The following is a 21817-nucleotide window of genomic DNA, read 5'->3' as shown; positions in this document are numbered from 1 at the left end:
GTGGTCACCTCTGGTTGGTTTTGTCATGCGTTCTTGTTTTACCGATCGGCATTCAGCCGCCGTTCGATCCGAGCGCTGCTGAAGGTCAGCGGAAGGCATATGAAGAAGTAGACGAGGGCGACTGCGCCATAGACCTGCAGCGGCTGGAACGTGATGTTCGCCATCAGCTGGCCGGACCGGGTGAGCTCCGTCAGTCCGAGCAGAGCAGCAAGCGCGGTACCCTTGATGAGGTTCACAAGGAAGCTGATTGTCGCAGGCAGGCCGATGCGGAACGCCTGCGGCAGGACGACGTCCACCATCCGGTGCACATAGCCGATCCCGAGAGCGCGGGCGGCCTCACTCTGGCCACCGGGAACCGCCTGGATGCTGCCACGCCAGATCTCGCCTAGGAACGCGCTGGTATGCAGCGAAAGCCCGATCGTCAGCGCCACCCAGACATCCACCTTAAGACCCAGAAGCGGCAGGCCGAAATAGACGAAGAACAGCTGGACCAGCAGCGGGGTGCCCTGAAAGATCTGAATGTAGGTGGCCATCAGGATACGCAGCAGCCTCCACTTGCTCGTGCGGCCGAGCGCCACGCCCAACCCGAGCGCGCCGCCGAAGGTGAAGGCGAGAAGCGTCAGGACCACCGTCCAGCGCGCGCCTTCGAGCAGAAAGAGGAACTCTCCCCAGCCAAATTGACGGATCATCGCAAGGCCCTCACTTCGTCGGATAGGAGAAATAGACCCTGCCGATCACGCCAAGCGCGGCAGAGAAGAACTGGGACAGCACGAGATAGATGACGCCAAGCGTGAGATAGATCTCGAAGCTGCGGAACGTCTGGGAATCCAGGGTCTGGGCGAAGTACGTCAATTCCTCCGCCGAGACGGAAGACACCAGACTGGAGTTCAACATCATCAGGATGAACTGGCTGCAGAGCGCCGGGTACACCGCACGGATAGCCGGACGAAACACAACGAAACGGTAGATGTCGGCCGTGTGTAGGCCGAGCGCCCTGCCAGCCTCGATCTGCCCGGGTCGGATCGACTGTACTCCGCCGCGCACGATCTCCGCGGCATAGGCCGCGCAGTTAAGCGTCATGGCGAGGATCGCCGCCTGTTCCCCACTCAGCCGGATACCGATGGCCGGCATGCCGAAGAAGACGAAGAAGACCTGCACGAGGATCGGCGTGTTGCGGATCAGCTCGATGTAACCGATCGCCATCGCCCGAAGAGCGTTGCTTTTGCTCATGCGCATCAGCATGAACACGATGCCGAGGCTCAGGCCGAAGACCATGGAGAGCGATGACATTCTCAGTGTGCCGATCACGCCCTCCAAAAGCATGGGCCATGCGGCAAAAACCGGTGCGAAATCGAAGGAGTAGTTCATCGGCCGCCCTCAGTGGTTGAGGATCTGGCTGAGGAACGCCCTGGTGCGTTCGTGGCCCGGATTATTGAAGAAGACGTCCGGCTTGGCGCTCTCGATGATCTCGCCGCGGTCCATGAAGATGACACGGTGCGCGACGGCACGCGCGAACCCCATTTCATGCGTCACGCAGATCATCGTGATACCGTCGTCGGCAAGCGAGATCATCGTGTCCAGCACTTCCTTGACCATTTCCGGATCGAGCGCCGAGGTCGGTTCGTCGAACAGCATGATCTTCGGATCCATGCAGAGCGCGCGGGCGATCGCTACGCGCTGCTGCTGGCCGCCGGAAAGCTGAGCGGGGTATTTCTGCGCCTGCTCGGCAATGTGCACGCGCTCCAGATGCCGCATCGCTTTCGCCTTGGCATCCGCCGCCGACGCCTTTCGGACCCGGCGCTGGGCCAGCATGCAGTTTTCCAGAACGGTCATATGGGGGAAGAGGTTGAACTGCTGGAAAACCATGCCGACGTCGCGGCGAATGTGATCGGCGTTCGACCCTTTCTGGTTGAGCGCAGTGCCATTGACGACGATCCTGCCCTGCTGGACTTCCTCAAGGTGATTGATGCAGCGAATGAGTGTGGACTTTCCCGACCCTGACGGGCCACAGAGGACGATATGCTCGCCCCGCGCAACGTTGAGTTCGACGCCCTTAAGTACCTGCAACGGACCATACCATTTGTTGACACCCGTCATTTCGATGGCTTTTTCGTTGCTTTCATTCTCGCCCATGGCCAATTCCCTTTCCTGTAACCGTCAGGATTTCGCTGCGACTTCAAACACGGCGTCCACTTCGACCGACGATCCACGTGGAAGCGATCCGGCCCCCAGTGCCGTGCGCACATGACGCCCCTTTTCGCCCAGAATTTCGACGAAAAGGTCGGACGCACCATCGAGGATCGCGGGGTGACCTTTGAAATCCGCCTTCGCGTTGACGAAGCCACGGACCTGAACGCAGGCCACTACCCGGTCGAGATCGCCGTCGAGCGCGTCGTTGACACGGGCAAGGATGTTCAAGGCACAAAGCCGCGCCGCCTGATAGCCCTCTTCAAGCGAGACATCCTGCCCCACGACCCCGGCAAAATGCTCCACGCCGTCAATCCGAGGGATCTGCCCGGAAACGAAGAGAAGGTTCCCGGCAAACCGATACGGAATGTAGTTGCCTGAGGGCGAGGCAATCGAAGGCAACACGATGCCGAGCTCGGAGAGGCGTGCGGAGACGTCACCCATAGCGGTTTTCCACCTGATTTTGTGTGCGCGCCGTTGGGCGCAGTTCCTGTTCCCGGAGCTATTCGCCACGTTCGCTTGGGGATCGTGGCGCTGGCTCGCTTTTTCTGACGAAGAGATTAGTGAAATAGTATCTCATGTCAACATAAAAGTTAGAGATACTATCTCTTTGCTCTGAGAAACCAGCCCAGCGGGATTAATCACAAAATATCAAATAGTTAACCACTAAGCATTGGTTCTATAAAACTGTGAATTCTCGCCAACGTCAAAAAAAATTTCGCAACGAGCTCCAAAAAAAGCCAGAAATGAGATGGCCAGGCCCCACTATTCGGCAGAGAGTGCGCACACCGAAAATTTCAGTTGAGGTAGCATCACCTCACTGCGTCATGCTACCTTGTCAAAGACACAACAAATCCCTATCAGTTGGCAAACGCCGCTCACGCGTGCGACCAAGCAGACGGGTGGAATCTTGAGTACTTTGGCAAGCCGGACGATACAGGCCCTGAAGGCCCATATCGTCGACAATCAACTGGACAAGGGCCACAAACTTGGATCGCTGAATGAACTGGCGCAGCAGTTTAACGTCAGCCGCACGATCATCAGGGAGGCCGTCTCCGCGTTACGGTCGGAGGGAGTTGTCGAGGCACGTCATGGCGTCGGTGTGTTCGTGCACGAGAAACCTAAGCCGGAAGACCCATACGACTACGATCCGGAACTTGTCCTGGCGCCCTTGCAGCGCCTGAAAACATCATTCATGGACCTCCTTGAACTGCGGATGGCATTCGAGGTCCATGCCGCAGGCCTTGCTGCGACTCGCCGTTCATGGGCGCAGGAATCGAATATCTGGAATGCCGCACGGCAGTTCGAAGCCTCGCTCGACGACGAGGCCGCCCTCGACCACCTGGATTTCGTGTTCCACCGATCGATCGCGGAAGCGACGAATAACGGCGCCTTCATAGAGTTCTTTAACCTGATGAGCCTCCAGATCCTCCCCCAACCGGCTTTCTCGAAACAGGTGAACCCCGAGCTCATCACACCAGAGTATGTGCAGAACACGGTTCGGGAGCACAGGGCGATCTGCGAAGCGATCAGCACCGGCAATTCCGAACAGGCCCGTGAAGCGATGCGGGCGCATTTGAACCGTAGCCACTTACGCTACAGGGGCTTCTCGAATGGTGGCACTTCTCCCTTGAGCAATGTCGCGCGGGATGAATAGAAGGCGATCGCTTGACCAGATTGAACTGTCGACATGCCAACGGCCAACGTAAGACCTGCAGAAAACGAACATGGTCATTTGGCCACTATGCAGGTATTGATGGATTGAGAGTGCAACAGGAAATAGCGCCCCTCCTCGCGAAACGCCCTTCCAGTCGATACATTATGCGATCCTAAACGCACAAACCGGAAACAAACTCGGCACATGATAGTGGCGGCTTCCTACTTTACCTCCCCATGCAGATCCTCCTATTTAAAATACAAATCATCGAAATTCAGTTGATCTGGGGAAATAAAAGGGTCGTGCAGTTTGTTACTTGACGGCGCTGGCGCGACAAGCGGCCTGTTCAAGATCATGCGGCTTACGTCAGCTTCCTTTGGGACAGCTGTTGTGGCATCCATGCTGCCGCCGGAGTGACTTCAGCCTTTTGTCAGGCGACCGCCTGTGCACCGGTGATTTCCACCAGCGATCCACACATGAAGGCTGCCTCGTCGGACGCAAGGAAGGCGACGAGGGCTGCGACTTCTTCCGGCTTGCCAATGCGGCCAAAGGGAACGAGTTTGTCAAGGTCAGCAATCGTTCGTCCGGAGCGCTTTACACCGGCTTCCAACATGGGCGTGTGAATTTCGCCCGGGCAGACGGCATTGACGCGGATCTTGTTCGGCGCGTAGTCGCGGGCAAGGTTCTGCGTGAAGCTCGCCACGGCCGCCTTCGTCACGTTATAGGCGATGTGGTTCGGCGCCGGATAAAGCCCCCACTGGGATGCCGTGTTGACGATGGCGCCGCCGCCCGCCTGGATCATGTGGGGCAGCGCCGCCTGGCAAAGATGGAAAATCGCGTCGACATTGACTGCAAAGCTCAGCCGCCAATCCTCCCGCGTCAACGAGAGAAGATTGCCGCGGCGGTTGATGCCGGCATTGTTGCAGAGCACATCGATGCGCCCTTCGGTCGAGATCACATTGTCGATGATGGCGCGGCAACCCTCAGCGCCCGAGATATCGCTGGCGAGCGCCCGCGCGCTGCCGCCCTTGCCCGCAATCTCCGCGACGGTCGCCTCGGCGCCCTCCCCATTCATGTCGGTGACGATGACCCTTGCGCCCTCGTCAGCGAAACGGGCACTGATCGCCCCGCCGATGCCACCTGCTGCGCCGGTGACGATTACGATCTTGTCCTTGAAACGCATGGAAATTACCTCAGATAGCTGCCGCCGTTCACGTCAAGCACAGCGCCATTGAGGGAGGCCTGCGAAGGACGGAAGGCAAATGCGGTGATCTCGCCGATCTCTTCAGGCGCGGCCATCCTGGCGATGGGAATGCCGGCCAATGCCGCAGCCTCGCCATGCTCGGCGATATAGGCTTCGGCCATTTCGGTGCGCACCCAGCCGGGCGCCAGTGCCACCGCGGTCACGCCTTCATGTCCGTGGCTCTGCGCGATGGACTTGGTGAGGTTGATCAGTGCCGCCTTCGAGGCTCCGTAGGCCATCGCGCTGGAGGTGTAGCCGCGCTGTCCGGCGCGGCTTGCCATGTTGATGATCCGCCCACCGCCATGGGCGCGGAAATGCTGGATGGCGAGTTTCGACAGATCAACCGCCGAAAGGAAGTTGACGCGCATTTCACGCGCCCAGACCCGCTGCCATTCGTCCATGGGCGCATCGACTGCAACCTCGGAGCGGATGCCGGCATTGTTGACCAGCCCTGTGAGCCGGCCAGCAACGGAGACGGCCTGAACCCACAGGGCCTGAGGGCCGGCCGGGTCTGACAGATCGGCCGGCACGCACCAACCTCTGCCGTCGAGCCCGTTCACAAGCGCCTCGGCGGCATCGCGATTGCGGCCGTAGTGGACGACGACATTCGCCCCATCAGCCGCGAGAGCATGGCAGATCGCCTGCCCGATGGCGCCGGTTGCACCCGTTACCAAAACGGTTTGTCCCTTGAGGTTCATAGCTCCCCCACCTGCGGTCCCCACGTGTCCGACATGGCAAAACCCTGAGCGAATGGATCATGCGGGTCCAGCCGCAACTGCTGACGGCCAAAGACGTAGCCCTGGCCTGTGATACGCGGCAGAACCGCGGGACGACCGCCGACCGTGGTCTCGCCCAAGATCTCGGCGGTGAACGTGCCTCCGATTATGCTGCGCGAAACACGCTTGTCGCCGACCCGCGCCGCGCCGCGCGCATGGAGGACGGCAAGATTGGCAGAGGATCCGGTACCGCAGGGCGAGCGATCCACACGACCGGGCTTCAGCGTCGTGCATGTTACCACTGAATCATCCTGCTGGTAGTCGCGGAACATCACATAGGCGATCTCATTGAGGTCGGGGATATCAGGGTGGCTTACCGCGACTTCGTCCGTGAGCAGCGCCTTGATCTCGGTTCCGGCCTCGGCAAGCGCCCGGGCCGCATCCGGTACTATGCGAAGCCCGATCTGATCCACGTCGATCTGGGCATAGAAGACACCGCCGAATGCGATGTCGCCGTTGATCCGCCCCCATCTCGGTGTGTCGATCGCGACGTCGAGCTGCTGAACAAATGCGGGAACATTGTCGAGGCTGACCGAAAGGCATCGACCGCTTTCGCAACGCGCCCGCGCAACGATCAGCCCTGCCGCCGTGTCCAGCCGCACGACGGTTTCCGGTTCAATCATTTCCACCCGACCACTTTCCAGGAGCGCAGTAACCACGCAGATGCAGTTGGACCCCGACATCGGATGGGCGCGGTCCGGCTGCAGGACGATGAAGGCGGCGTCGGCGTCCGGCCGGGTCGGATCGAGAAGCAGGTTTGTCGTATGAACGACCTGCGCGCGCGGTTCGCGCGTCAGGAACAGGCGCAATGACGGGTCGACATTGTTCAGGTAGTTCATCTTTTCAAGAATGGTCGCGCCCGGAATAGCTGGCGCGCCACCGATCAGGACGTTGCCGCTTTCGCCCTGGCAATGGACAAGCAGGATATCGAGGGACTTGTCGAAGGTCATTTCAGATACCATCCCCAGGGTTCATCGCTGACCAGGCGGGTGATCTGTTTGGTCTCGAGATAGTTGTCGAGGCCCCAGCGACCAAGCTCGCGGCCGATACCGGACTGCTTGTAACCGCCCCAAGGCGCCTCGGTGAATGTCGGTTGCGAGCAGTTGATCCAGACGATGCCCGCGCGGAAGGCAGCGGCAACGCGCTCGCAGCGCTCGTCATCGGTCGACATGACTGCGGCGGCAAGGCCGAAGCGGGAATCGTTTGCGAGGCGGATCGCTTCCTCCTCGGTCTCGAACGGACGAATGCAGACGACCGGACCGAAGATCTCCTCGACCCAGGCATCACTATCGAGCGTCATATCGGTGAGGATCGTCGGCGCGACCCAGAAGCCCTTGTCGAATCCGTCGTATCTGCCACCGCAGGCAACTCTTGCGCCCTGCTCGACGGCGCGCTCGATGTGGCCGAGGACATCTTCATACTGCCCCTTGTTGACGAGCGGCCCGAGCAGCGTGCCCTCCTCCAGACCGTTGCCGACCCTGATTTTCCCGGCTTCCTCGACCAGCCGCTCCAGGAGCTTCGGGTAGAGCGGCGCTTCGACCAGAACCCGCGAAGTCGCCGAACACACCTGGCCCTGGTTCCAGAAGATACCAAACATGATCCATTCGACGGCCTTCTCGATATCGCTGTCGGCAAAGACGACGAAAGGAGACTTGCCGCCGAGTTCGAGGCTGATGCGTTTGATGTCCTTGGCGCCGGCGGCCATGATGCGGGAGCCGACCGGGCCCGACCCGGTGAACGCCACCTTGTCCACCTGCGAATGCTCGACCAGCGCCTGGCCGACGACCGAACCCTTGCCGGAGAGGATGTTCAGCACGCCTTTGGGAAGGCCCGCAGCCTCCGCGATCGCACCCAGTTCCAGCGCGGTCAGCGAGGTGGTTTCGGCGGGCTTCAGGATCATGGTGCAACCCGCCGCAAGCGCCGGTGCCACTTTCCACGAGGCCATGAGCAGCGGATAGTTCCATGGAACGATAGCAACCGCCACTCCGAGCGGCTCGCGCACGGCCTTGGAGACGAAGCGCTGGTCCGCAAGCTTCACTTCTTCGACTTCGCCATCGAGTTCCTCAGCGAGATCGGCATAGAAGTCGAAGCAGCCGGCGGCGTCCGCCAGGTCCCATTCGGACTCGGGCAACGGCTTGCCGTTGTCGCGGGTTTCCATGTGCGCCAATTCCGGCAGTCGATCACGGATGCCTTGTGCCATGGCGCGCAGATATCTTGCACGCTCCTTGCCCGAAAGGCGTGGCCAAGGACCATCGTCGAAAGCCTCGCGGGCCGCCTTGACCGCTGCGTCGGCGTCTGCGACGCCGGCGGCAGCGATGTGGTGAAAGACCTCTTCGGTCGCCGGATCGATCACGGGAAGCAGGCTTCCGTCGGCTGGTGCGATCCATTGTCCATCGATGAAAAGCTTGTTCTGCATGGTGTCCTCACATGGAATGCGTTTGTGCGGTCGCCCTTTAGAAGCGGTCGACGCGATAGGGGCGCATGTCGATGGGTGGCGTCCGGCCAGTGATGAGGTCGCCCATCAGGCGCGCGGTCGTGGCCGCATAGGTGACCCCCAGATGCCCATGGCCGGCGGCGTAAAAGACGCCTGGAGTTTTGGCCGAGGCCGACATGACAGGCACGGTGTCTGGAAGCGCCGGACGATGGCCCATCCACTCGGTAAAGTTCTCGCAGCGCAGGTTCGGCAACGCCGTTTGGGCCCGCCGCACGGTTATCTTCGAGCGGCGATAGTCGGGTGCGGCGTCGAGGCCCGCCATTTCGACCGTGCCGCCGACTCGGATACCGCCTGCCGTCGGCGTGACCATGAAGGCGCGGGCTGGCCAGATGATTGAGTGGCGCATGGAAACGCCGGGGGCCATGATCTGGGTATGATAGCCACGCTCGGTTTCGAGCGGCATCGGTTCGCCCAGCATCTTCGACAGCAGGCCGCTATGGGCTCCCGCTGAGATCACAACCTCATCGGCGGCGATTGGATCTCCCCCGACGAGCCGGACGGCAGTGACGCGGGAGGAGCGGTCGAAGCCAGCCACGGCGCAGCGGCGGAATTCTCCACCGAGTGCGGTGAACCTTTGCGCAAGTTTGTTCACCAACCGAAACGGATCGCGCAAACTTCGGTTCTCGGGGAAGAGGACGGCGAGACCGATGCGGTCCGACAGCTCCGGTTCGAGCTCCCGCGCCTCAGCACCCGTCAGGCGCTGGTGCGGAAAGTCGAAACGCTCGAGGATTTCGATATGTTCGCGGTCGGCGCGAAACTCCGCTTCGTTGCTGTAAAGCGACAGGCAGCCCTCTTCCGTCAATTCGCTTTCCAGCCCCGTCTCGCGCAGCAAGGGCAGGAGGTCGTCATAGACACGGCTGCAGAGAGCTGCCCCTTCGGCCTCCAGCTGTCGAAGCCTGGCCGGTCGCGAGGCGGCGACAAAACGTGCAAACCAGGGGAGCAGTTTCGGCATGTAGCTCGGGCGGACACGGACGGGACCTTCCGGATCAAGCATCCATCCGGGAATCTGCTTCCAGATCGACGGGCGCGAGGCAGGCATGAACTCGGTCACCGCGATCGACGCCATGTTGCCGTAGGAGGCGCCGCGCCCCACCTCGCCCTTGTCAAGCAAGATGACCCGCCGCCCTCGCTTTTGCAGTTCGTAGGCGATGGTTGTGCCGATGATGCCTGCGCCGACAACCACGGTGGTCATACTAGCCTTGCTCCTGCTCGTTTTCCTTGGATGGCGGCCGGACGTCAGCCCGGCCGCACTCGATTACCAATTGAGGATCGGTTCCATGGCGGCGCGGAATTCGGCTTTTTCCTCGTCCGTGAGCGGACCGAGGGGCGCTCGGCACTCGCCGACCGGAGTGCCCTGCACTTCGCAACCATATTTGAGCTTCTGCACGAACTTGCCCGATTCCAGGATGTTCATCGCCTTGTAGAGGGTCGCCATTTGCCTCTTGGCTTTGGCGAGATCGCCAGACTTGAAGGTGCGGTCGAGATCGCAGACGGCTTTCGCCATGCAGTTGGCCGGGCCGCAGATCCAGCTCTCGGCGCCCCAGATCATGAAGTCGAGCGCGATGTCGTCCGATCCGGAAACCAGCTGGAGGCGTCCCTCGTAGCGGGTCGCAATGCCGATGGCGCGCTGAAGCGACCCGGAGCTTTCCTTGATGCCGATGATGCGCGGATCGTCGGCGAGCGCGTCAAGAACCTCCCAGCCCAGCTCAACTCCGTCCTTGTCCGGATAGCTGTAGAGCACGATCTTCATGTCGGTCGCTTCAAGGACAGCCTTGAAGTGCGCAACCAGCTCGGCCTGCGTGGGTTTCGTATAAAAGGGCGTTGCGAGAAGCACGGCGTCGTAACCCATCGCCTTGGCGCGCAGCGTGTTGGCAATGACGCCGGCCGTCGATGGCGCGTTGGTGCCGGCGATCAGGATCTCGCCAGGCTTGGCGAATTCCTTGACGAACTTCAGCACCTCATCGCGCTCTTCATCGGACATGAAGCTGTATTCGCCCGAGGAGCCGCAAGGCACCCAGCCCGTGACGCCTGCTGCGCGCAGATTGGCCAGATGCTTTCCAAATGCGGCAAAGTCGATCCTACCTTGACGGTCGAAGGGGGTAACGAGGGCTGGCAAGACGCCTGAAAGTTTCATGGGACTATCTCCATTCGGGGGTTCGAAGGGTGGCGTCAGAGAGCCAACCGCTTGAGAATGCGTCGCTCGATGACCGTGACGGCGCGCGTCAGCGGAAAGGCGATGACGAAGTAGATGAGTGCGACGATCGTCAGCACCTCGATTGGCCGGGCCGTGTTGTTGGAAATGTTCTGGCCGACGAACATGAGGTCCGCCATACCGACGGCCGAGACGAGTGCGCTTTCCTTGAAGAGGCTGACGCAATTTGACAAAAGCGTCGGCGCGGCGCGTAGCACGGCTTGCGGAAGGACGACGTTGGTCGTGCGCGCCCAATGAGAAAGACCGAGCGCCACGCAGGCATCCAGCTGCTCGCGGCCGACCGATTTGAGCGAGGCCCGGAACGTCTCGCTGCTGATCGCCCCCATATAGAGCGTCAAGGCGATCACGCCGGACGTCATGTTGGACAACTCGACACCGAGGATCAGCGGCAGGCAGAAAAAGATCCAGAAGAGTTGAACAAGCACGGGCGTGCCGCGGAAAAATTCCACATAGACACTCGAGGCTGCACGCAGGATGGCATTTTTCGAGGTCCTCGCAAGCGCAACAAGGAAGCCAAGGGCGCAACCGAGCACGATGCAGATCAGCGTCAGTTTGAGCGTCATCCAGAGGCCAAGAAAGAGAGCCTCCTGGAACTTGAGTACGACGGCAAAATTGAAGGTCATCGTTTGTCTCCCTCAGCTTGCCAGGGCTTCGCGGCGGCGTTCCAAATAGCCAACGATCTGGGAGACCGGGAACGACACGGCGAAGTAGAAGAGTGCAACGATCGTGAAGGTTTCGATCGGGCGGTATGTCTGCGTGGCCAAGGTCTTGCCCTGGTACATCAGGTCCTGGACGGCAACGATCGCGACCAGCGCGCTTTGCTGGAAAATGCCGATCCCGTTGGTCAGCAGAACCGGTATCGAATTGCGGACCGCCGTCGGCAGAACAATGTAGAACACCCTCTGGAACGGGGTCAGGCCGAGCGCCACGCCGGCGTCAAGCTGCTCCCTTGGAACCGCCTGGATGGCGGCACGATAAGCCTCCGCGTTGAATGCCGCGAGATTGAGCCCGAGCGCCAGGATGCCCATCGTGACCGATCCGAGGAACACGTTGAAAAGCATCGGGACGCAATAGAAGAACCACACGATCTGGATGATCGCTGGCGTGCAGCGGAAGAACTCGATGAAGAGTGTGACCGGCAGCCGGACCACCGGCGAGCGGCTCATGACAAGCAATGCCAGCACGAAGCCGAATGTCAGTCCGATGGCATTGGCAGCGATCGTCAGTTCGATCGTGACGAGCAAACCGTCCCACAATGGTCCGAAATTGCGAAAGACGGACGCGAAGTCAAAACTGTAGTTCATCGTTCGTCCTTCAGTGCTTGATGTGGAAGACCCGCTCGATGAACTCGCGCGTTCGCTCTTCTCTCGGAGAACCGAGCACCTGTTCCGGCGGACCGTCTTCCACGACCACACCGCCGGCGCAGAAAATCACGCGGGAGGCGATATTCTTGGCGAACCACATGTCGTGGGTCACGATCACCATCGGCATCTGCTGCTTGGCAAGCTGCAGGATCACCTGCTCGACTTCAGCCACGAGTTCCGGATCGAGCGCCGAAGTGACCTCGTCGAAAAGCATCAGCTTCGGATCAAGCATCAGGGCGCGGGCAATCGCGACACGCTGCTTTTGACCGCCGGAAAGCTGCGCCGGATAGCTTTTTGCCTTTTGCGCAAGTCCGAAACGCGTCAACAGCGCCATCGCCCTTGCCTCAGCCTCGGCCTTCTTCTCCCCCCTCACCTTCATCGGCGCGAGGATCAGGTTGCCGATGACATCGAGATGCGGGAAGAGCGTGTAGTGTTGGAACACCATGCCGATCGAGCGACGGACCTTGGCATCGATCGCGGTCTTGCCGTTGCCATTGGCCGAAATGTAGGGCTTGCCGCCAAAGACGATGGACCCGCCGTCGATTTGTTCGAGCCCCATCAACACGCGCAGGAGGGTGGACTTGCCGCCGCCGGACGGCCCGATGACGACTACGCGGTCGCCCGCCTTCATCTCGATGTCCAAGCCCTGCAGCACCTTCACGACGCCGCCATAGCTCTTGTGCAGTCCTTCGATCTTAACCAGGGGTGCGGTATCCGACATCGTCCAAAACTCTCCACCTCAGGGACAGGGAACGGAGCCGCCACAGGCAGCTCCGTAGGCTTGGTGACCGGGCTCAGTTGCCGGCCTTGAGGACTTCGTCCACGGCCTTCTTGATCAGGGCATCCACGTGGCCGGTCGCGACCCGCTCCTCGAGGAAGATGTTGACCACTTCGACATCTGACGCCGAAAGCTGATGCGGCAATCCGAACGCCACGCCCTGCTTGGCGAGCGCCGGCGCCGGATTGAGCGCTACCGCCCAGTCGGGGTTCGACTGGGTGAAAAGCTGGTTTGTGTCGGAGGCATCGACCAGGATGTCGGCACGACGCGAAACGACCGCAAGGCGTGTTTCGTCGTTGGTCGGCAGGCGCAGGATCGTCGCTGTCTTGACCGCGGCGGAAATCGCCTTGTCCTGGGCCGTGCCGGACATGACGGCAAGCGTGACGTCCGCCTTGTCGATGTCGGCAACGGAAGCCGCACTCGCTGGGATCTTCGGGTTGTCCTTGTTGTAGGCGAGTGAGATCTGGTACTCCATCGCCGGTACTGAGAACTGGACAGCCATGGCCCGAGCCGGCGTACGATTCAGCGCCAGGGAGACGTCCCATTTTCCGGCCTGAAGGCCCGCAACGATGTTGTCCCAGGTCGTGTCGACGAATTCGGGCTTCACCTGCAGAACTTCAGCGAATTCGCGGCAGAGGTCGGCAAAGAAGCCGGAGTACTCGCCGCTGGCAGGATCGCGCATCACATAGGGCGGCGCAACAGCCGCTCCGCAGCGCAGCGTGCCGCTCTTTTGGACACCCTGCCAGTATCCTTCGGCCGTTTCAGCCATCGCCGTAGTCGACAGCCCAACCGCCAGGGCGAGCGCGGCCGTCGCCCGCAGAGCGGACGTCATCACATTTCTGAACATGTGCATTCCCCAATTTTGAGCGCGTGAGACGCGCGGTTCCACCTGTCGGCTTTGGCCGTTCTTAGTGTTTTCGTGTCGGCTCCGTGTCGACTGAAGAAACTATGTCGTCTCCGTGTCGACAAAGTCAAGCAGAAAGTTTACGATTGCTGCGTACCGGTTTTTCTGGCCCAATGACCGGGAGAGACGGAAAGGGACGTAAGTGTCTGACGAAATTGAAATGAAACGGGTGCGCGGTACGGGCTGGAAAAGTGTCTACGACACGCTGCGCAATGAGATCCTTGCCCTCACCTTGCCGCCGGGCCAGTTGCTCGACGAAATGACGCTCGCCGAGCGCTTCGACATGTCGCGTTCGCCAGTGCGCGAAGCGCTCATACGGCTTGCCGGCGAAGACCTGGTGGTCACGCTTTCCAACCGCAGCACCATCGTCGCTCCCATCGAGGTGGCGAGCTTTCCGAAATATGTCGAGGCGCTCGACGTCGCCCAGCGCATGAACACTCGGCTGGCGGCAGCCTTGCGCACCGAGGCGGACCTGAAGATCATCGCAAAGCGTCAGAAGGAATTCGAAATAGCGGTCAAAACCGGCATTCACCTGAAGATGTCGGAGGCCAACAAGCAGTTTCACATGGCGGTCGCCTATGCGGGCAAGAACGGCTATCTGGCGTCGTTCTACGAGCGACTCCTGAACCAGGGTCAGCGCATGCTCCACCTCCATTTCGAATACCTGGAGCGCACCGGTGACGGTTATCTTTTGACCGACGAGCACGAATTGATGTTGGAGGCGATCCGCGCCAAGGATGTCGAGCGTGCAGACGAGCTGGCGCATGCCCATACCCGCCAGTTTCAGGACAACTTCATCGCCTTCCTGCGCGAAAACTACACGACCGAAGTGTCTTTCGGGCCGCTTGCGGCGGCGGAGTAACCATGCCCCTGCCCGAACGCATAGGTTTTATCGGCACTGGCGCGATCACGGATGCGATGGTGCGCGGCCTTCTTGCAGAACCTGCCGCAGTTCCGCAGGTCGTCGTGTCTCAACGCAGCGCGGACATTTCGGCCAGGCTTGCCTCCGATTTCCCGCAGGTACACGTGTCGCCAGACAACCAGGCGATTGTTGACGGCTGCGACACGGTCGTGCTGGCAATCCGTCCGCAAGTCGCCGAAGGGGTTATTCGTCCTCTGCAGTTTCGCGAGGGCCAGAAGATCATCAGTGTCATTGCGGCAACCGACCGGCCAAAGCTCCTCGACTGGATCGGCACAGAGGTCCACCTCACCCAGGCGATCCCCCTGCCCTTCGTCGCCCGCCGCAAGGGCGTCACCGCGGTCTTTCCGGCGGACGCAGGCACGGCCGCAATCTTCGACGTGCTTGGCAACGCCGTCGAATGCGAGACCAAGGCGGAATATGACCTTCTGGCCGCAGCAAGCGCATTGATGGCCACCTATTTCGGCATCCTGCACCGCACGACCGAGTGGCTCGCCGAAAATGGTCTGCCGGAAGATAAGGGCCGCTCATATCTCGCGCCGCTCTTTGCCGGTCTTTCCGAAGCAGCACTTCACGCTGGTACAGATGTCGACTTCTTCGAGATGAGCCGCGAATTTGCCACCAAGGGCGGCCTCAACGAACAGGTTTTCCGGGATTTCGACGAGCGGGGCGGAACCGAAGCGCTGACGCGAGCGCTAGGCAGAGTGTTCGAGCGCATCACCAACCGTTAGCAGACGGCTCTCGCCACGATCGAACCTCAGACCAGGCATGCGGCGCGCGACGACCCACATGAGACGCTACCCGCGTACCGTGCTAGAGAAGGGGTCGACAACCCTGCCGAGCTCGAAAGCCGCATTGCGGGTACACGCGCGATTGCCGCCAAGACCGCCGCTGGATAAGGTCTTGCGGCAAAAACGAAAGATACTCAGCCGACGAGGACGACTATGGCAACCGGTACAGTTAAATTCTTCAACCAGGACAAGGGTTTTGGCTTCATCACGCCCGACAACGGCGGAGCGGACGTCTTTGTCCATGTGTCGGCGATCGAGGGCGCAACATCACTTCGCGACGGCCAAAAGGTCAGCTATGAACTTGGCCAGGACCGCAAGACCGGAAAATCGAAGGCCGAAAACGTTAGACCAGCCTGATCCTACGGACTCAGGAATTCGTTTCTCATCACCTGCCCGGCCGCGCCAGCGACCGGGCTATATCGATGATGTCGTCCCGCGACGCCGTTGGATCGTCCTTGTTCCAGGCAACTCCAAGCCCGATCTTGAGATCGACGCCGCGCACGGGCCGAAGTTCGAAGTTGCGGTTCGGCAGATCCTTCGTCCATTCCGGCGCAAAGCCGATGCCGAGACCTGCCGAGACGAGCGACACCAACGAGAAGGTATCGTCGCAGCTATAAGCAATGTTGCCGGTGAGCCCATGGGTCGCGAACATCTCCGAGAAATACCGTTCGCTGTAGGAGAGGTTCTGACGGGAAAAGGCAATGATCTTCTCGGAGCGCAGTTCCTCGATATCGATCTCGCTTCGAAGCGCCAGCGGGCTCGCCTTTACGACCGCCAGCAGATAGCGCTCATGGGCGATCGAGAAGAAGCGCAAGGATCCAATGTTTTCGACCGGACGGATGAAGCCGAGATTGATCTGGCCGTTTTCTATTCCGCGGATGATGTCGCTGGTCGAGCCGCTTCTCACATGCAATGCGATATCGGGAAACTTCCGGCCGATGCGGGCGAGAAACGCCGGCAGCACGCCGGTCGTTGCCGGATAGACGGTCCCAATCTTGATCGTGCGGGCAGCCTTGCCGGCGACCGAGCGCGCTACCTCGGCCGATAGCCCGACATCGCCGATGATCCGGACTGCGCGGTCATAGAACACCTCCCCTGCCCGCGTCAGCTCGACCCTGCGCGTCGATCGCTCCAGCAGCCGTACACCGAGCTCCTTCTCCAGCGCCTGGATATGCGAACTCAACGCCGGCTGAGCGATGCACATCCGCGCAGCCGCCCGATTGAAGTGCAGCTCCTCTGCCACGGCAACGAAGAACGAGAGTTGGCGCAGTTCCATGAACGCCCTTTCAATCAATTTTGGGTGCGCGCAAAAGGCGAAACTGAAATCGTCGTTCTGCAACTTTTAACATCTTTTCGTATAGAATAGCCAGTTATTTAATTGGACACGCAATGGTCATGTGCGATCATGACACCGCGTGATCTTTTGGCTTGGAACGTTCGGAAATTGAGGGTCAAGCGCCGCAGTTGGAACGGGTGTCGATCTCTCAACTCGAGCGCAAACAGGTCAATCTCGGCGTGGATTCATTGGGCAAGATCGCGACGGTGCTCGAATGCAAGATCTTCGAATTGTTCATCGAGCCAAAAGTCGGCGAGGAAGCGCCCTCCAACCTGCCGCGGGGACGCAAGCCCTAATCTGCCAAGCAGAGTTCCGGTCGATACATTATGCGATCTTATTGGCCCAAAAAGTGAACATACGCGCAACAAGCCGTCCACGACGCTCGTTAAGTACGGCTCCGTGTTGCTCAGGCGGACGTCGCTCACATCTTAAGTGAAATGCATCATCCCAATCGGCAGGGGCAGCTTCCGGCAGTATGCACACTTCGGCCGAGCTCCTGCCGGCCCGGTGTCGATGCCGCGTCACGCCGCCCTCAGCCCATGCGCTCTGACGCGTAAGAGCCCGGAGATGCAGGAAACACCACGGTCTTGTTGCCGTCGATGAACACACGTCCGTGGATGTGGGCGTGGATCGCACGCGCGAGCACCTGGCTTTCGACGTCGCGCCCGAGACTCACGTAATCCTCGCCGCTCTGCGCGTGGGTGACCCGAACGATGTCCTGTTCGATGATCGGCCCCTCGTCCAGATCCGCCGTGACGTAGTGCGACGTCGCGCCGATTAGCTTCACACCCCGCTCGTAGGCCTGCTTGTAGGGATTGGCGCCCTTAAAACTTGGCAGGAAGGAGTGATGGATGTTGATGATACGGCCGGACATCTTGCGGCACATTTCGTCGGACAGAACCTGCATGTAACGGGCGAGCACGATGAGCTCCGCACCGGAATCCTCCACGATCTGCATCTGAGTTGCCTCGGCCTCCGGCTTGTTCTCCTTGGTGACCTTGATGCAGTGGAATGGGATATCGTGGTTCACGACGACCCGTTGATAGTCCAGGTGGTTCGAGATGACGCCGACGATGTCGATCGGCAGCGCGCCGATCCGCCAGCGATAGAGAAGATCGTTGAGGCAGTGGCCAAAGCGGCTCACCATCAGGATGACCTTCTTCTTCTCGGTCTCATCGAAGAACTCGGTGTTCGCCTCGTATTTCTCCGCGATCGGCTTGAAGCCTTCACGAAGCTGCTCAAGGGTGCGCCCCTCTTTCGGCTGGAAGCTGACGCGCATGAAGTAGCGGTCGGTGTCAGCGTCATCGAACTGGGCGCTGTCGGAAATGTTGCACCCATTCTGCGAGAGATAGGTGGCAATGGCTGCCGTCACCCCGCGTATGGAGGGGCATGCAACACGCAGGGCATAACGGGGGGCGGTGGTCGTCATTTCAGATGTCCTTGAGTCTTAGGCCGCAATGGCCAAGATGTGATGCCGACGGAAGGCTGTCAGTGTGTTAGAGAGCAGGCAGGCGATAGTCATCGGTCCGACACCGCCTGGAACGGGGGTGATCGCGCGTGCGTGACCCGCCTCCCCGTAAACAACGTCACCGACGATCCGCGACTTTCCGTCTACCTGTATCCGGTTGATGCCGACGTCGATGACGACAGCGCCGGGCTTGATCCAGTCTCCGCGGACAAGACCGGCGCGGCCGGCTGCTACCACCAGAATATCAGCCGCACGGCAGAACTCTGCCGTGTTCTTCGTCTGCGAATGGACAACGGTCACGGTGCAGTGAGCGTTCATGAGCATCTGGGCCATCGGTTTGCCGACGATGTTCGACTTGCCGACGATGACGGCGTGCATACCCGCCAGGTTCTCGCCCAGGGTATCCTTCAGGAGCATCATGCAGCCCAACGGCGTGCACGGAACGAGCGCCGGATTTCCGGTCGCAAGCCGTCCCGCGTTCGAGACATGGAAACCATCGACGTCTTTGTCCGGATTGATCGCCTGGATCACCGCATTCGGATCGAGATGCGCGGGCAAGGGCAACTGCACGAGGATACCATGGATCTCCGGATCCACGTTGAGGCGGTTCACGAGTACAAGAAGCTCGGCTTGGGTGGTTTCCGCAGGCAGACGATGCTCGAAGGACTTCATGCCAGCGGCCATAGTCTGCTTATGCTTGGATGCCACGTAGAGGGCGCTAGCCGGATCTTCCCCGACTAGAACCACCGCCAGACCGGGAACAACGCCGGTCTCGGCCTTCACTGCCTCGACGTCAGCTTTGACGCGCTCCAGCAGCCCTGTGGCGAACTGCTTTCCATCGATGTCCGTGGCGCGTGTGAATCTGTCCATTGGGTTACGTCTCCATTGGATTCAAGCTCGAACCAGCAAGCTGCTCTGAGAATAGAAATGCCGCGCGTTCGATTTGCCCGCGCGGCATCGAATGCGTCCGGCGTTGGCGGATTACTGCCCGTAGACCGGGAACGTGTTCGTCAGCTCGGCTATTTTGGCCTTGGCGCCTTCGACGACGTCGTCGGCCTTGCCGGCGACCTCGGCGTCAATGAGGTCCGCGATCACGGTACCCAGCACTCGGAACTCCGCCTCCTTCAAGCCCCGAGTCGTTGCCGCTGATGAGCCGAGGCGCATACCGACCCATTCCGGAGGACGCGGACTGTCGCCAGGGATCGGGTTCTTGTTAGAGGTGATGTTCGCCTTGGCGAGCAACGTCTCAGCCTGTTTTCCAAGCAGTCCCTTGCTCGAAAGATCGAGGAGGACGATGTGGGTGTCGGTCCCGCCCGAAACGATCCGGACGCCGCGTTCGGCAAGCGTGTTCGCGAGAACCTTCGCGTTTGCGACCACCTGCCGTGCGTAGACCTTAAAGTCATCGAGCATCGCCTCGCCGAGGCAGATCGCCTTTGCCGCAAGAACGTTGCTGTGCAGCGACCCCTGAACACCGGGGAAAACGGCGGCCTGCAGTTTCTTGTACCACTCCTCATTGTTGGTGAGGATTAAGCCCCCGCGGGGACCGCGAAGCGTCTTAGTCGTGGTGCATGTCACAATATCCGCATGCGGGAACGGCGACGGATGCACGCCGCCTGCAACGAGACCTGCGATATGGGCCATGTCGACCAGGAAGTATGCGCCGACCTTCTTCGCGATCCTCGACATGCGTTCGAAGTCCAACTCTCGCGGGTATGCGGAACCGCCTGTGATCAGCAGTTTCGGTCGGATTTCCTCGGCAAGCCGCTCCACCTCATCGAGATCAATGACTTCGTTCTGCGGATTGACGTTGTAGTTAGTGGCGTCGAACCAGCGACCCGAGAGGTTCGCTTTCATGCCGTGCGAGAGATGACCGCCTGCTGCCAGATCAAGCGAAAGCACCTTCTCGCCTGGCTTCAGGAGCAGGAAGAAAACGGCGAGGTTGGCCTGGGTGCCCGAATGGGGCTGCACGTTGGCGTAACCGCAGTTAAAGAGCTGTTTGGCGCGGTCGATCGCCGCCTGCTCCGCGATATCGACGAACTGGCCGCCACCATGGAAGCGGTTGCCGGGATAGCCTTCAAGCGTCTTGTTGGTGATCTCGTGCCCCAGTGCGTCGAGGACCGCGCGGCTGACGATGTTCTCCGAGGCGATCAACTCGATCTGATTTTGTTGACGGCCCCGTTCCGATGCAAGGGCATCGGCCAGGAGAGGGTCAACTTCTCCAACAGTCATAGTAAAATGCGCTCTGGTGGCGTGATCCATCTCGTTCTCCAATCTCTCGAAAATCGTGAGTGGAGCCTAGTTCGATCGAAAGGCCAGAAAAAGTTAATAATAATTGTCTATACGTTCAGATGTGCTAATGATTTCGAGAGAAGCTTCTGGGAGGTAACCGTGGACATCGGACGCTTGCGCGCTCTTCGGGAGCTGTCGATACGGAAGACCATGGCTGCCGTGGCGGAGGCACTTTATGTCTCGCCCTCGGCAGTTTCGCAGCAGATATCCCTGCTTGAGGAGGAGGTCGGAATCCGGCTCGTCGAACGGCGCGGTAGAGGCGTTGTCATGACTCCGGCAGGCCACCAGCTCGTGCAGCGAGCTGAGAAGATCCTCACCGAGATTGAATCGGCGAAGGCCGATATCGCTGAACTGAAGAGCGTCGTGTCCGGAGAGCTTCGCGTCGCTGCCTTCCCATCGGTCGCAGCGGCTATCATCCCAAAGGTGGTTTACGACCTCGCTGAGCGCCATCCTCACCTCACCGTACAGTTCGACGAGATGGAACCTGCAGAAAGCGTCGCCGCACTTCGGAGTTGGCAGACGGACGTCGCGATCATCGACGACCTCAACATGCCAACGGGCGCACTCGACCCGAATATCGAGACGATCTTTCTGATGGAGGACGTCTTCAACGTGATGGTGTCCAAGGATCACCGCCTGTCAGACCATCCCACAGTTGGTCTTCGGGAACTCCGCGACGAGCGCTGGGCGATCGACACGGCATCGGACACCTATACCAGGATGCTTGCCGAAGCCTGTCAACGGGAAGGCTTCAAGCCCAACATTGTCGCGCGGTGCAAAGGATTCGAAGTCACCATCGCCTTGATACGGCAAAACTACGGGATTTCGATCCTGCCTGGTCTCCGCGCAAGCTACGATCTTGAGGACGTCTGGGTGTGTCGGCTTGTGCCAGAAATCCGGCGACGGATTTTCCTCGCCTTCCGGCGAGAGGAGAAGCGGAGCCCCGCACTTCAGGTGTTCCTGGATCGTATAGCTGAGAAGCCGCCCCTCTCGTAATTCGACCTCCTCGCGGCATCTCTTGAGACGACGCATTATCCAGGCCCTTGCCGCACCCGCAACGCCCTCAAGTGTGCCCCATCCTCCGTGTCTCCGCGTCTTGCGCTTGTCCCCGCCAATGCTGTTGTCGGGAAACGTCGCTCCATCGAGGGTCGGAGGGCGGAAAGCAACAGTTTTGCTAACGTATCCATCAAGGAGAATTAAGTATATTTGAATTGAGCCGCTTCCTATGATCCTAACGCCAACTGATGGGACTGGGAGCGAGGATCGCACGTCGACCGTGGCCAATAACGGGACGACGCGACCAGAATGGCGACAACGCCACTAGCGTCCGACCAACTTTCGATCAGGCCGACCCTCATTGCTTGGCATCACCTTCGCTATCGCGATCCGAAAGGGGAAC

The 21817-nt window shown here is 60.2% G+C and carries 24 protein-coding genes; 6 read left to right on the top strand and 18 right to left on the bottom strand.

What is annotated here, in order from left to right; genetic code table 11:
* Positions 1-38 precede the first annotated feature (38 nt).
* Genes ASE60_RS05240 through ASE60_RS05225 form a run of 4 tightly spaced genes read right to left on the bottom strand, consistent with a single transcriptional unit; the run spans position 39 to position 2631 of the window.
* Positions 39-689, bottom strand: coding sequence for an amino acid ABC transporter permease (locus ASE60_RS05240; RefSeq protein ID WP_057248670.1), 651 nt, complete (start codon positions 687-689; stop codon positions 39-41).
* Positions 690-699: 10 nt separating this feature from the next.
* A complete protein-coding gene (locus ASE60_RS05235; protein WP_057248669.1) occupies positions 700-1368 on the bottom strand; it encodes an amino acid ABC transporter permease in 669 nt (222 codons plus the stop codon).
* Positions 1369-1377: 9 nt separating this feature from the next.
* Positions 1378-2133 (bottom strand): amino acid ABC transporter ATP-binding protein, encoded by a 756-nt coding sequence (locus ASE60_RS05230; protein WP_057248668.1) that lies wholly within the window; start codon positions 2131-2133, stop codon positions 1378-1380.
* 24 nt (positions 2134-2157) lie between these two features.
* Complete coding sequence (locus ASE60_RS05225; RefSeq protein ID WP_057248667.1) at positions 2158-2631, bottom strand: RidA family protein; 474 nt, start codon at positions 2629-2631, stop codon at positions 2158-2160.
* Between the two features lie 466 nt (positions 2632-3097).
* Here ASE60_RS05225 and ASE60_RS05220 point away from each other — a divergent pair, with 466 nt between their 5' ends.
* Positions 3098-3844: a FadR/GntR family transcriptional regulator gene (locus ASE60_RS05220; protein ID WP_057248798.1), complete on the top strand. Its 747-nt coding sequence runs from the start codon at positions 3098-3100 to the stop codon at positions 3842-3844.
* A 430-nt stretch (positions 3845-4274) separates the two neighbouring features.
* On the opposite strand, the gene ASE60_RS05215 is transcribed toward ASE60_RS05220, so the two are convergent.
* From ASE60_RS05215 to ASE60_RS05170, 10 genes are all read right to left on the bottom strand, one after another.
* Positions 4275-5027, bottom strand: a complete 753-nt coding sequence (locus ASE60_RS05215) for an SDR family NAD(P)-dependent oxidoreductase (protein WP_057248666.1) — start codon at positions 5025-5027, stop codon at positions 4275-4277.
* 5 nt (positions 5028-5032) lie between these two features.
* Positions 5033-5785 (bottom strand): SDR family NAD(P)-dependent oxidoreductase, encoded by a 753-nt coding sequence (locus ASE60_RS05210; RefSeq protein ID WP_057248665.1) that lies wholly within the window; start codon positions 5783-5785, stop codon positions 5033-5035.
* Positions 5782-6813, bottom strand: coding sequence for a proline racemase family protein (locus ASE60_RS05205; RefSeq protein ID WP_057248664.1), 1032 nt, complete (start codon positions 6811-6813; stop codon positions 5782-5784). Before ASE60_RS05205 ends, ASE60_RS05210 begins: the two co-directional genes overlap by 4 nt.
* Complete coding sequence (locus ASE60_RS05200) at positions 6810-8279, bottom strand: aldehyde dehydrogenase family protein (RefSeq protein ID WP_057248663.1); 1470 nt, start codon at positions 8277-8279, stop codon at positions 6810-6812. The genes ASE60_RS05205 and ASE60_RS05200 overlap by 4 nt, the downstream gene beginning before the upstream one ends.
* Positions 8280-8316: 37 nt before the next feature.
* A complete protein-coding gene (locus ASE60_RS05195; RefSeq protein ID WP_057248662.1) occupies positions 8317-9549 on the bottom strand; it encodes an FAD-binding oxidoreductase in 1233 nt (410 codons plus the stop codon).
* 63 nt (positions 9550-9612) lie between these two features.
* Positions 9613-10491, bottom strand: coding sequence for a dihydrodipicolinate synthase family protein (locus tag ASE60_RS05190; RefSeq protein ID WP_057248661.1), 879 nt, complete (start codon positions 10489-10491; stop codon positions 9613-9615).
* A 35-nt stretch (positions 10492-10526) separates the two neighbouring features.
* The gene (locus ASE60_RS05185) at positions 10527-11192 is read right to left on the bottom strand and encodes an amino acid ABC transporter permease (protein ID WP_057248660.1); all 666 of its coding nucleotides are present in this window, start codon (positions 11190-11192) and stop codon (positions 10527-10529) included.
* Between the two features lie 12 nt (positions 11193-11204).
* The gene (locus ASE60_RS05180; RefSeq protein ID WP_057248659.1) at positions 11205-11873 is read right to left on the bottom strand and encodes an amino acid ABC transporter permease; all 669 of its coding nucleotides are present in this window, start codon (positions 11871-11873) and stop codon (positions 11205-11207) included.
* A gap of 10 nt (positions 11874-11883) precedes the next feature.
* On the bottom strand, positions 11884-12654 hold the full coding sequence (locus tag ASE60_RS05175; RefSeq protein ID WP_057248658.1) for an amino acid ABC transporter ATP-binding protein: 771 nt from the start codon (positions 12652-12654) through the stop codon (positions 11884-11886).
* Positions 12655-12727: 73 nt separating this feature from the next.
* A complete protein-coding gene (locus tag ASE60_RS05170) occupies positions 12728-13558 on the bottom strand; it encodes a transporter substrate-binding domain-containing protein (RefSeq protein WP_057248797.1) in 831 nt (276 codons plus the stop codon).
* Positions 13559-13757: 199 nt separating this feature from the next.
* Between ASE60_RS05170 and ASE60_RS05165 the strand changes: the two genes are divergently transcribed.
* The 3 genes from ASE60_RS05165 (at position 13758) to ASE60_RS05155 (ending at position 15682) form a co-directional block, all read left to right on the top strand.
* Positions 13758-14477, top strand: coding sequence for a GntR family transcriptional regulator (locus ASE60_RS05165; RefSeq protein WP_057248657.1), 720 nt, complete (start codon positions 13758-13760; stop codon positions 14475-14477).
* Positions 14478-14479: 2 nt separating this feature from the next.
* Positions 14480-15265 carry a pyrroline-5-carboxylate reductase gene (locus ASE60_RS05160; protein ID WP_057248656.1) on the top strand — a complete coding sequence of 262 codons (786 nt, stop codon included), beginning with the start codon at positions 14480-14482 and terminating at the stop codon, positions 15263-15265.
* Positions 15266-15478: 213 nt separating this feature from the next.
* Positions 15479-15682, top strand: coding sequence for a cold-shock protein (locus ASE60_RS05155; RefSeq protein WP_057248655.1), 204 nt, complete (start codon positions 15479-15481; stop codon positions 15680-15682).
* Between the two features lie 28 nt (positions 15683-15710).
* Here the strand turns inward: ASE60_RS05155 and ASE60_RS05150 are convergent, their stop codons facing one another.
* The gene (locus tag ASE60_RS05150; RefSeq protein WP_057248654.1) at positions 15711-16601 is read right to left on the bottom strand and encodes a LysR family transcriptional regulator; all 891 of its coding nucleotides are present in this window, start codon (positions 16599-16601) and stop codon (positions 15711-15713) included.
* 197 nt (positions 16602-16798) lie between these two features.
* Here ASE60_RS05150 and ASE60_RS05145 point away from each other — a divergent pair, with 197 nt between their 5' ends.
* The gene (locus ASE60_RS05145) at positions 16799-16957 is read left to right on the top strand and encodes a transcriptional regulator (RefSeq protein WP_244495544.1); all 159 of its coding nucleotides are present in this window, start codon (positions 16799-16801) and stop codon (positions 16955-16957) included.
* A gap of 236 nt (positions 16958-17193) precedes the next feature.
* On the opposite strand, the gene purU is transcribed toward ASE60_RS05145, so the two are convergent.
* The 3 genes from purU to glyA form a co-directional block, all read right to left on the bottom strand.
* Complete coding sequence (gene purU, locus ASE60_RS05140) at positions 17194-18090, bottom strand: formyltetrahydrofolate deformylase (protein WP_057248653.1); 897 nt, start codon at positions 18088-18090, stop codon at positions 17194-17196.
* Positions 18091-18108: 18 nt separating this feature from the next.
* Positions 18109-18999 carry a bifunctional methylenetetrahydrofolate dehydrogenase/methenyltetrahydrofolate cyclohydrolase FolD gene (gene folD, locus ASE60_RS05135; RefSeq protein WP_057248652.1) on the bottom strand — a complete coding sequence of 297 codons (891 nt, stop codon included), beginning with the start codon at positions 18997-18999 and terminating at the stop codon, positions 18109-18111.
* A gap of 111 nt (positions 19000-19110) precedes the next feature.
* Positions 19111-20388 carry a serine hydroxymethyltransferase gene (gene glyA, locus ASE60_RS05130; protein ID WP_057248651.1) on the bottom strand — a complete coding sequence of 426 codons (1278 nt, stop codon included), beginning with the start codon at positions 20386-20388 and terminating at the stop codon, positions 19111-19113.
* On the opposite strand from glyA, the gene ASE60_RS05125 reads away from it, so the two are divergent.
* Positions 20380-21414 carry a LysR substrate-binding domain-containing protein gene (locus ASE60_RS05125; protein WP_244495543.1) on the top strand — a complete coding sequence of 345 codons (1035 nt, stop codon included), beginning with the start codon at positions 20380-20382 and terminating at the stop codon, positions 21412-21414. The two genes, glyA and ASE60_RS05125, sit on opposite strands and share 9 nt — an antisense overlap.
* The last annotated feature ends 403 nt before the right edge of the window (positions 21415-21817 follow it).

This window comes from Ensifer sp. Root278 (assembly GCF_001429285.1).
Classification (GTDB): Bacteria; Pseudomonadota; Alphaproteobacteria; order Rhizobiales; family Rhizobiaceae; genus Ensifer.
Note: the sequence above shows the minus strand (reverse complement) of the source record. Positions and strands in the feature narration are given on the sequence as shown.

Bases quoted from the DNA above. Each gene is read 5' to 3' on its own strand.
- ASE60_RS05240 (WP_057248670.1), bottom strand. From the start codon at position 689: ATGATCCGTCAATTTGGCTGGGGAGAGTTCCTCTTTCTGCTCGAAGGC.
- ASE60_RS05235 (WP_057248669.1), bottom strand. From the start codon at position 1,368: ATGAACTACTCCTTCGATTTCGCACCGGTTTTTGCCGCATGGCCCATG.
- ASE60_RS05230 (WP_057248668.1), bottom strand. From the start codon at position 2,133: ATGGGCGAGAATGAAAGCAACGAAAAAGCCATCGAAATGACGGGTGTC.
- ASE60_RS05225 (WP_057248667.1), bottom strand. From the start codon at position 2,631: ATGGGTGACGTCTCCGCACGCCTCTCCGAGCTCGGCATCGTGTTGCCT.
- ASE60_RS05215 (WP_057248666.1), bottom strand. From the start codon at position 5,027: ATGCGTTTCAAGGACAAGATCGTAATCGTCACCGGCGCAGCAGGTGGC.
- ASE60_RS05210 (WP_057248665.1), bottom strand. From the start codon at position 5,785: ATGAACCTCAAGGGACAAACCGTTTTGGTAACGGGTGCAACCGGCGCC.
- ASE60_RS05205 (WP_057248664.1), bottom strand. From the start codon at position 6,813: ATGACCTTCGACAAGTCCCTCGATATCCTGCTTGTCCATTGCCAGGGC.
- ASE60_RS05200 (WP_057248663.1), bottom strand. From the start codon at position 8,279: ATGCAGAACAAGCTTTTCATCGATGGACAATGGATCGCACCAGCCGAC.
- ASE60_RS05195 (WP_057248662.1), bottom strand. From the start codon at position 9,549: ATGACCACCGTGGTTGTCGGCGCAGGCATCATCGGCACAACCATCGCC.
- ASE60_RS05190 (WP_057248661.1), bottom strand. From the start codon at position 10,491: ATGAAACTTTCAGGCGTCTTGCCAGCCCTCGTTACCCCCTTCGACCGT.
- ASE60_RS05185 (WP_057248660.1), bottom strand. From the start codon at position 11,192: ATGACCTTCAATTTTGCCGTCGTACTCAAGTTCCAGGAGGCTCTCTTT.
- ASE60_RS05180 (WP_057248659.1), bottom strand. From the start codon at position 11,873: ATGAACTACAGTTTTGACTTCGCGTCCGTCTTTCGCAATTTCGGACCA.
- ASE60_RS05175 (WP_057248658.1), bottom strand. From the start codon at position 12,654: ATGTCGGATACCGCACCCCTGGTTAAGATCGAAGGACTGCACAAGAGC.
- ASE60_RS05170 (WP_057248797.1), bottom strand. From the start codon at position 13,558: ATGTTCAGAAATGTGATGACGTCCGCTCTGCGGGCGACGGCCGCGCTC.
- ASE60_RS05160 (WP_057248656.1), top strand. From the start codon at position 14,480: ATGCCCCTGCCCGAACGCATAGGTTTTATCGGCACTGGCGCGATCACG.
- ASE60_RS05155 (WP_057248655.1), top strand. From the start codon at position 15,479: ATGGCAACCGGTACAGTTAAATTCTTCAACCAGGACAAGGGTTTTGGC.
- ASE60_RS05150 (WP_057248654.1), bottom strand. From the start codon at position 16,601: ATGGAACTGCGCCAACTCTCGTTCTTCGTTGCCGTGGCAGAGGAGCTG.
- purU (WP_057248653.1), bottom strand. From the start codon at position 18,090: ATGACGACCACCGCCCCCCGTTATGCCCTGCGTGTTGCATGCCCCTCC.
- folD (WP_057248652.1), bottom strand. From the start codon at position 18,999: ATGGACAGATTCACACGCGCCACGGACATCGATGGAAAGCAGTTCGCC.
- glyA (WP_057248651.1), bottom strand. From the start codon at position 20,388: ATGGATCACGCCACCAGAGCGCATTTTACTATGACTGTTGGAGAAGTT.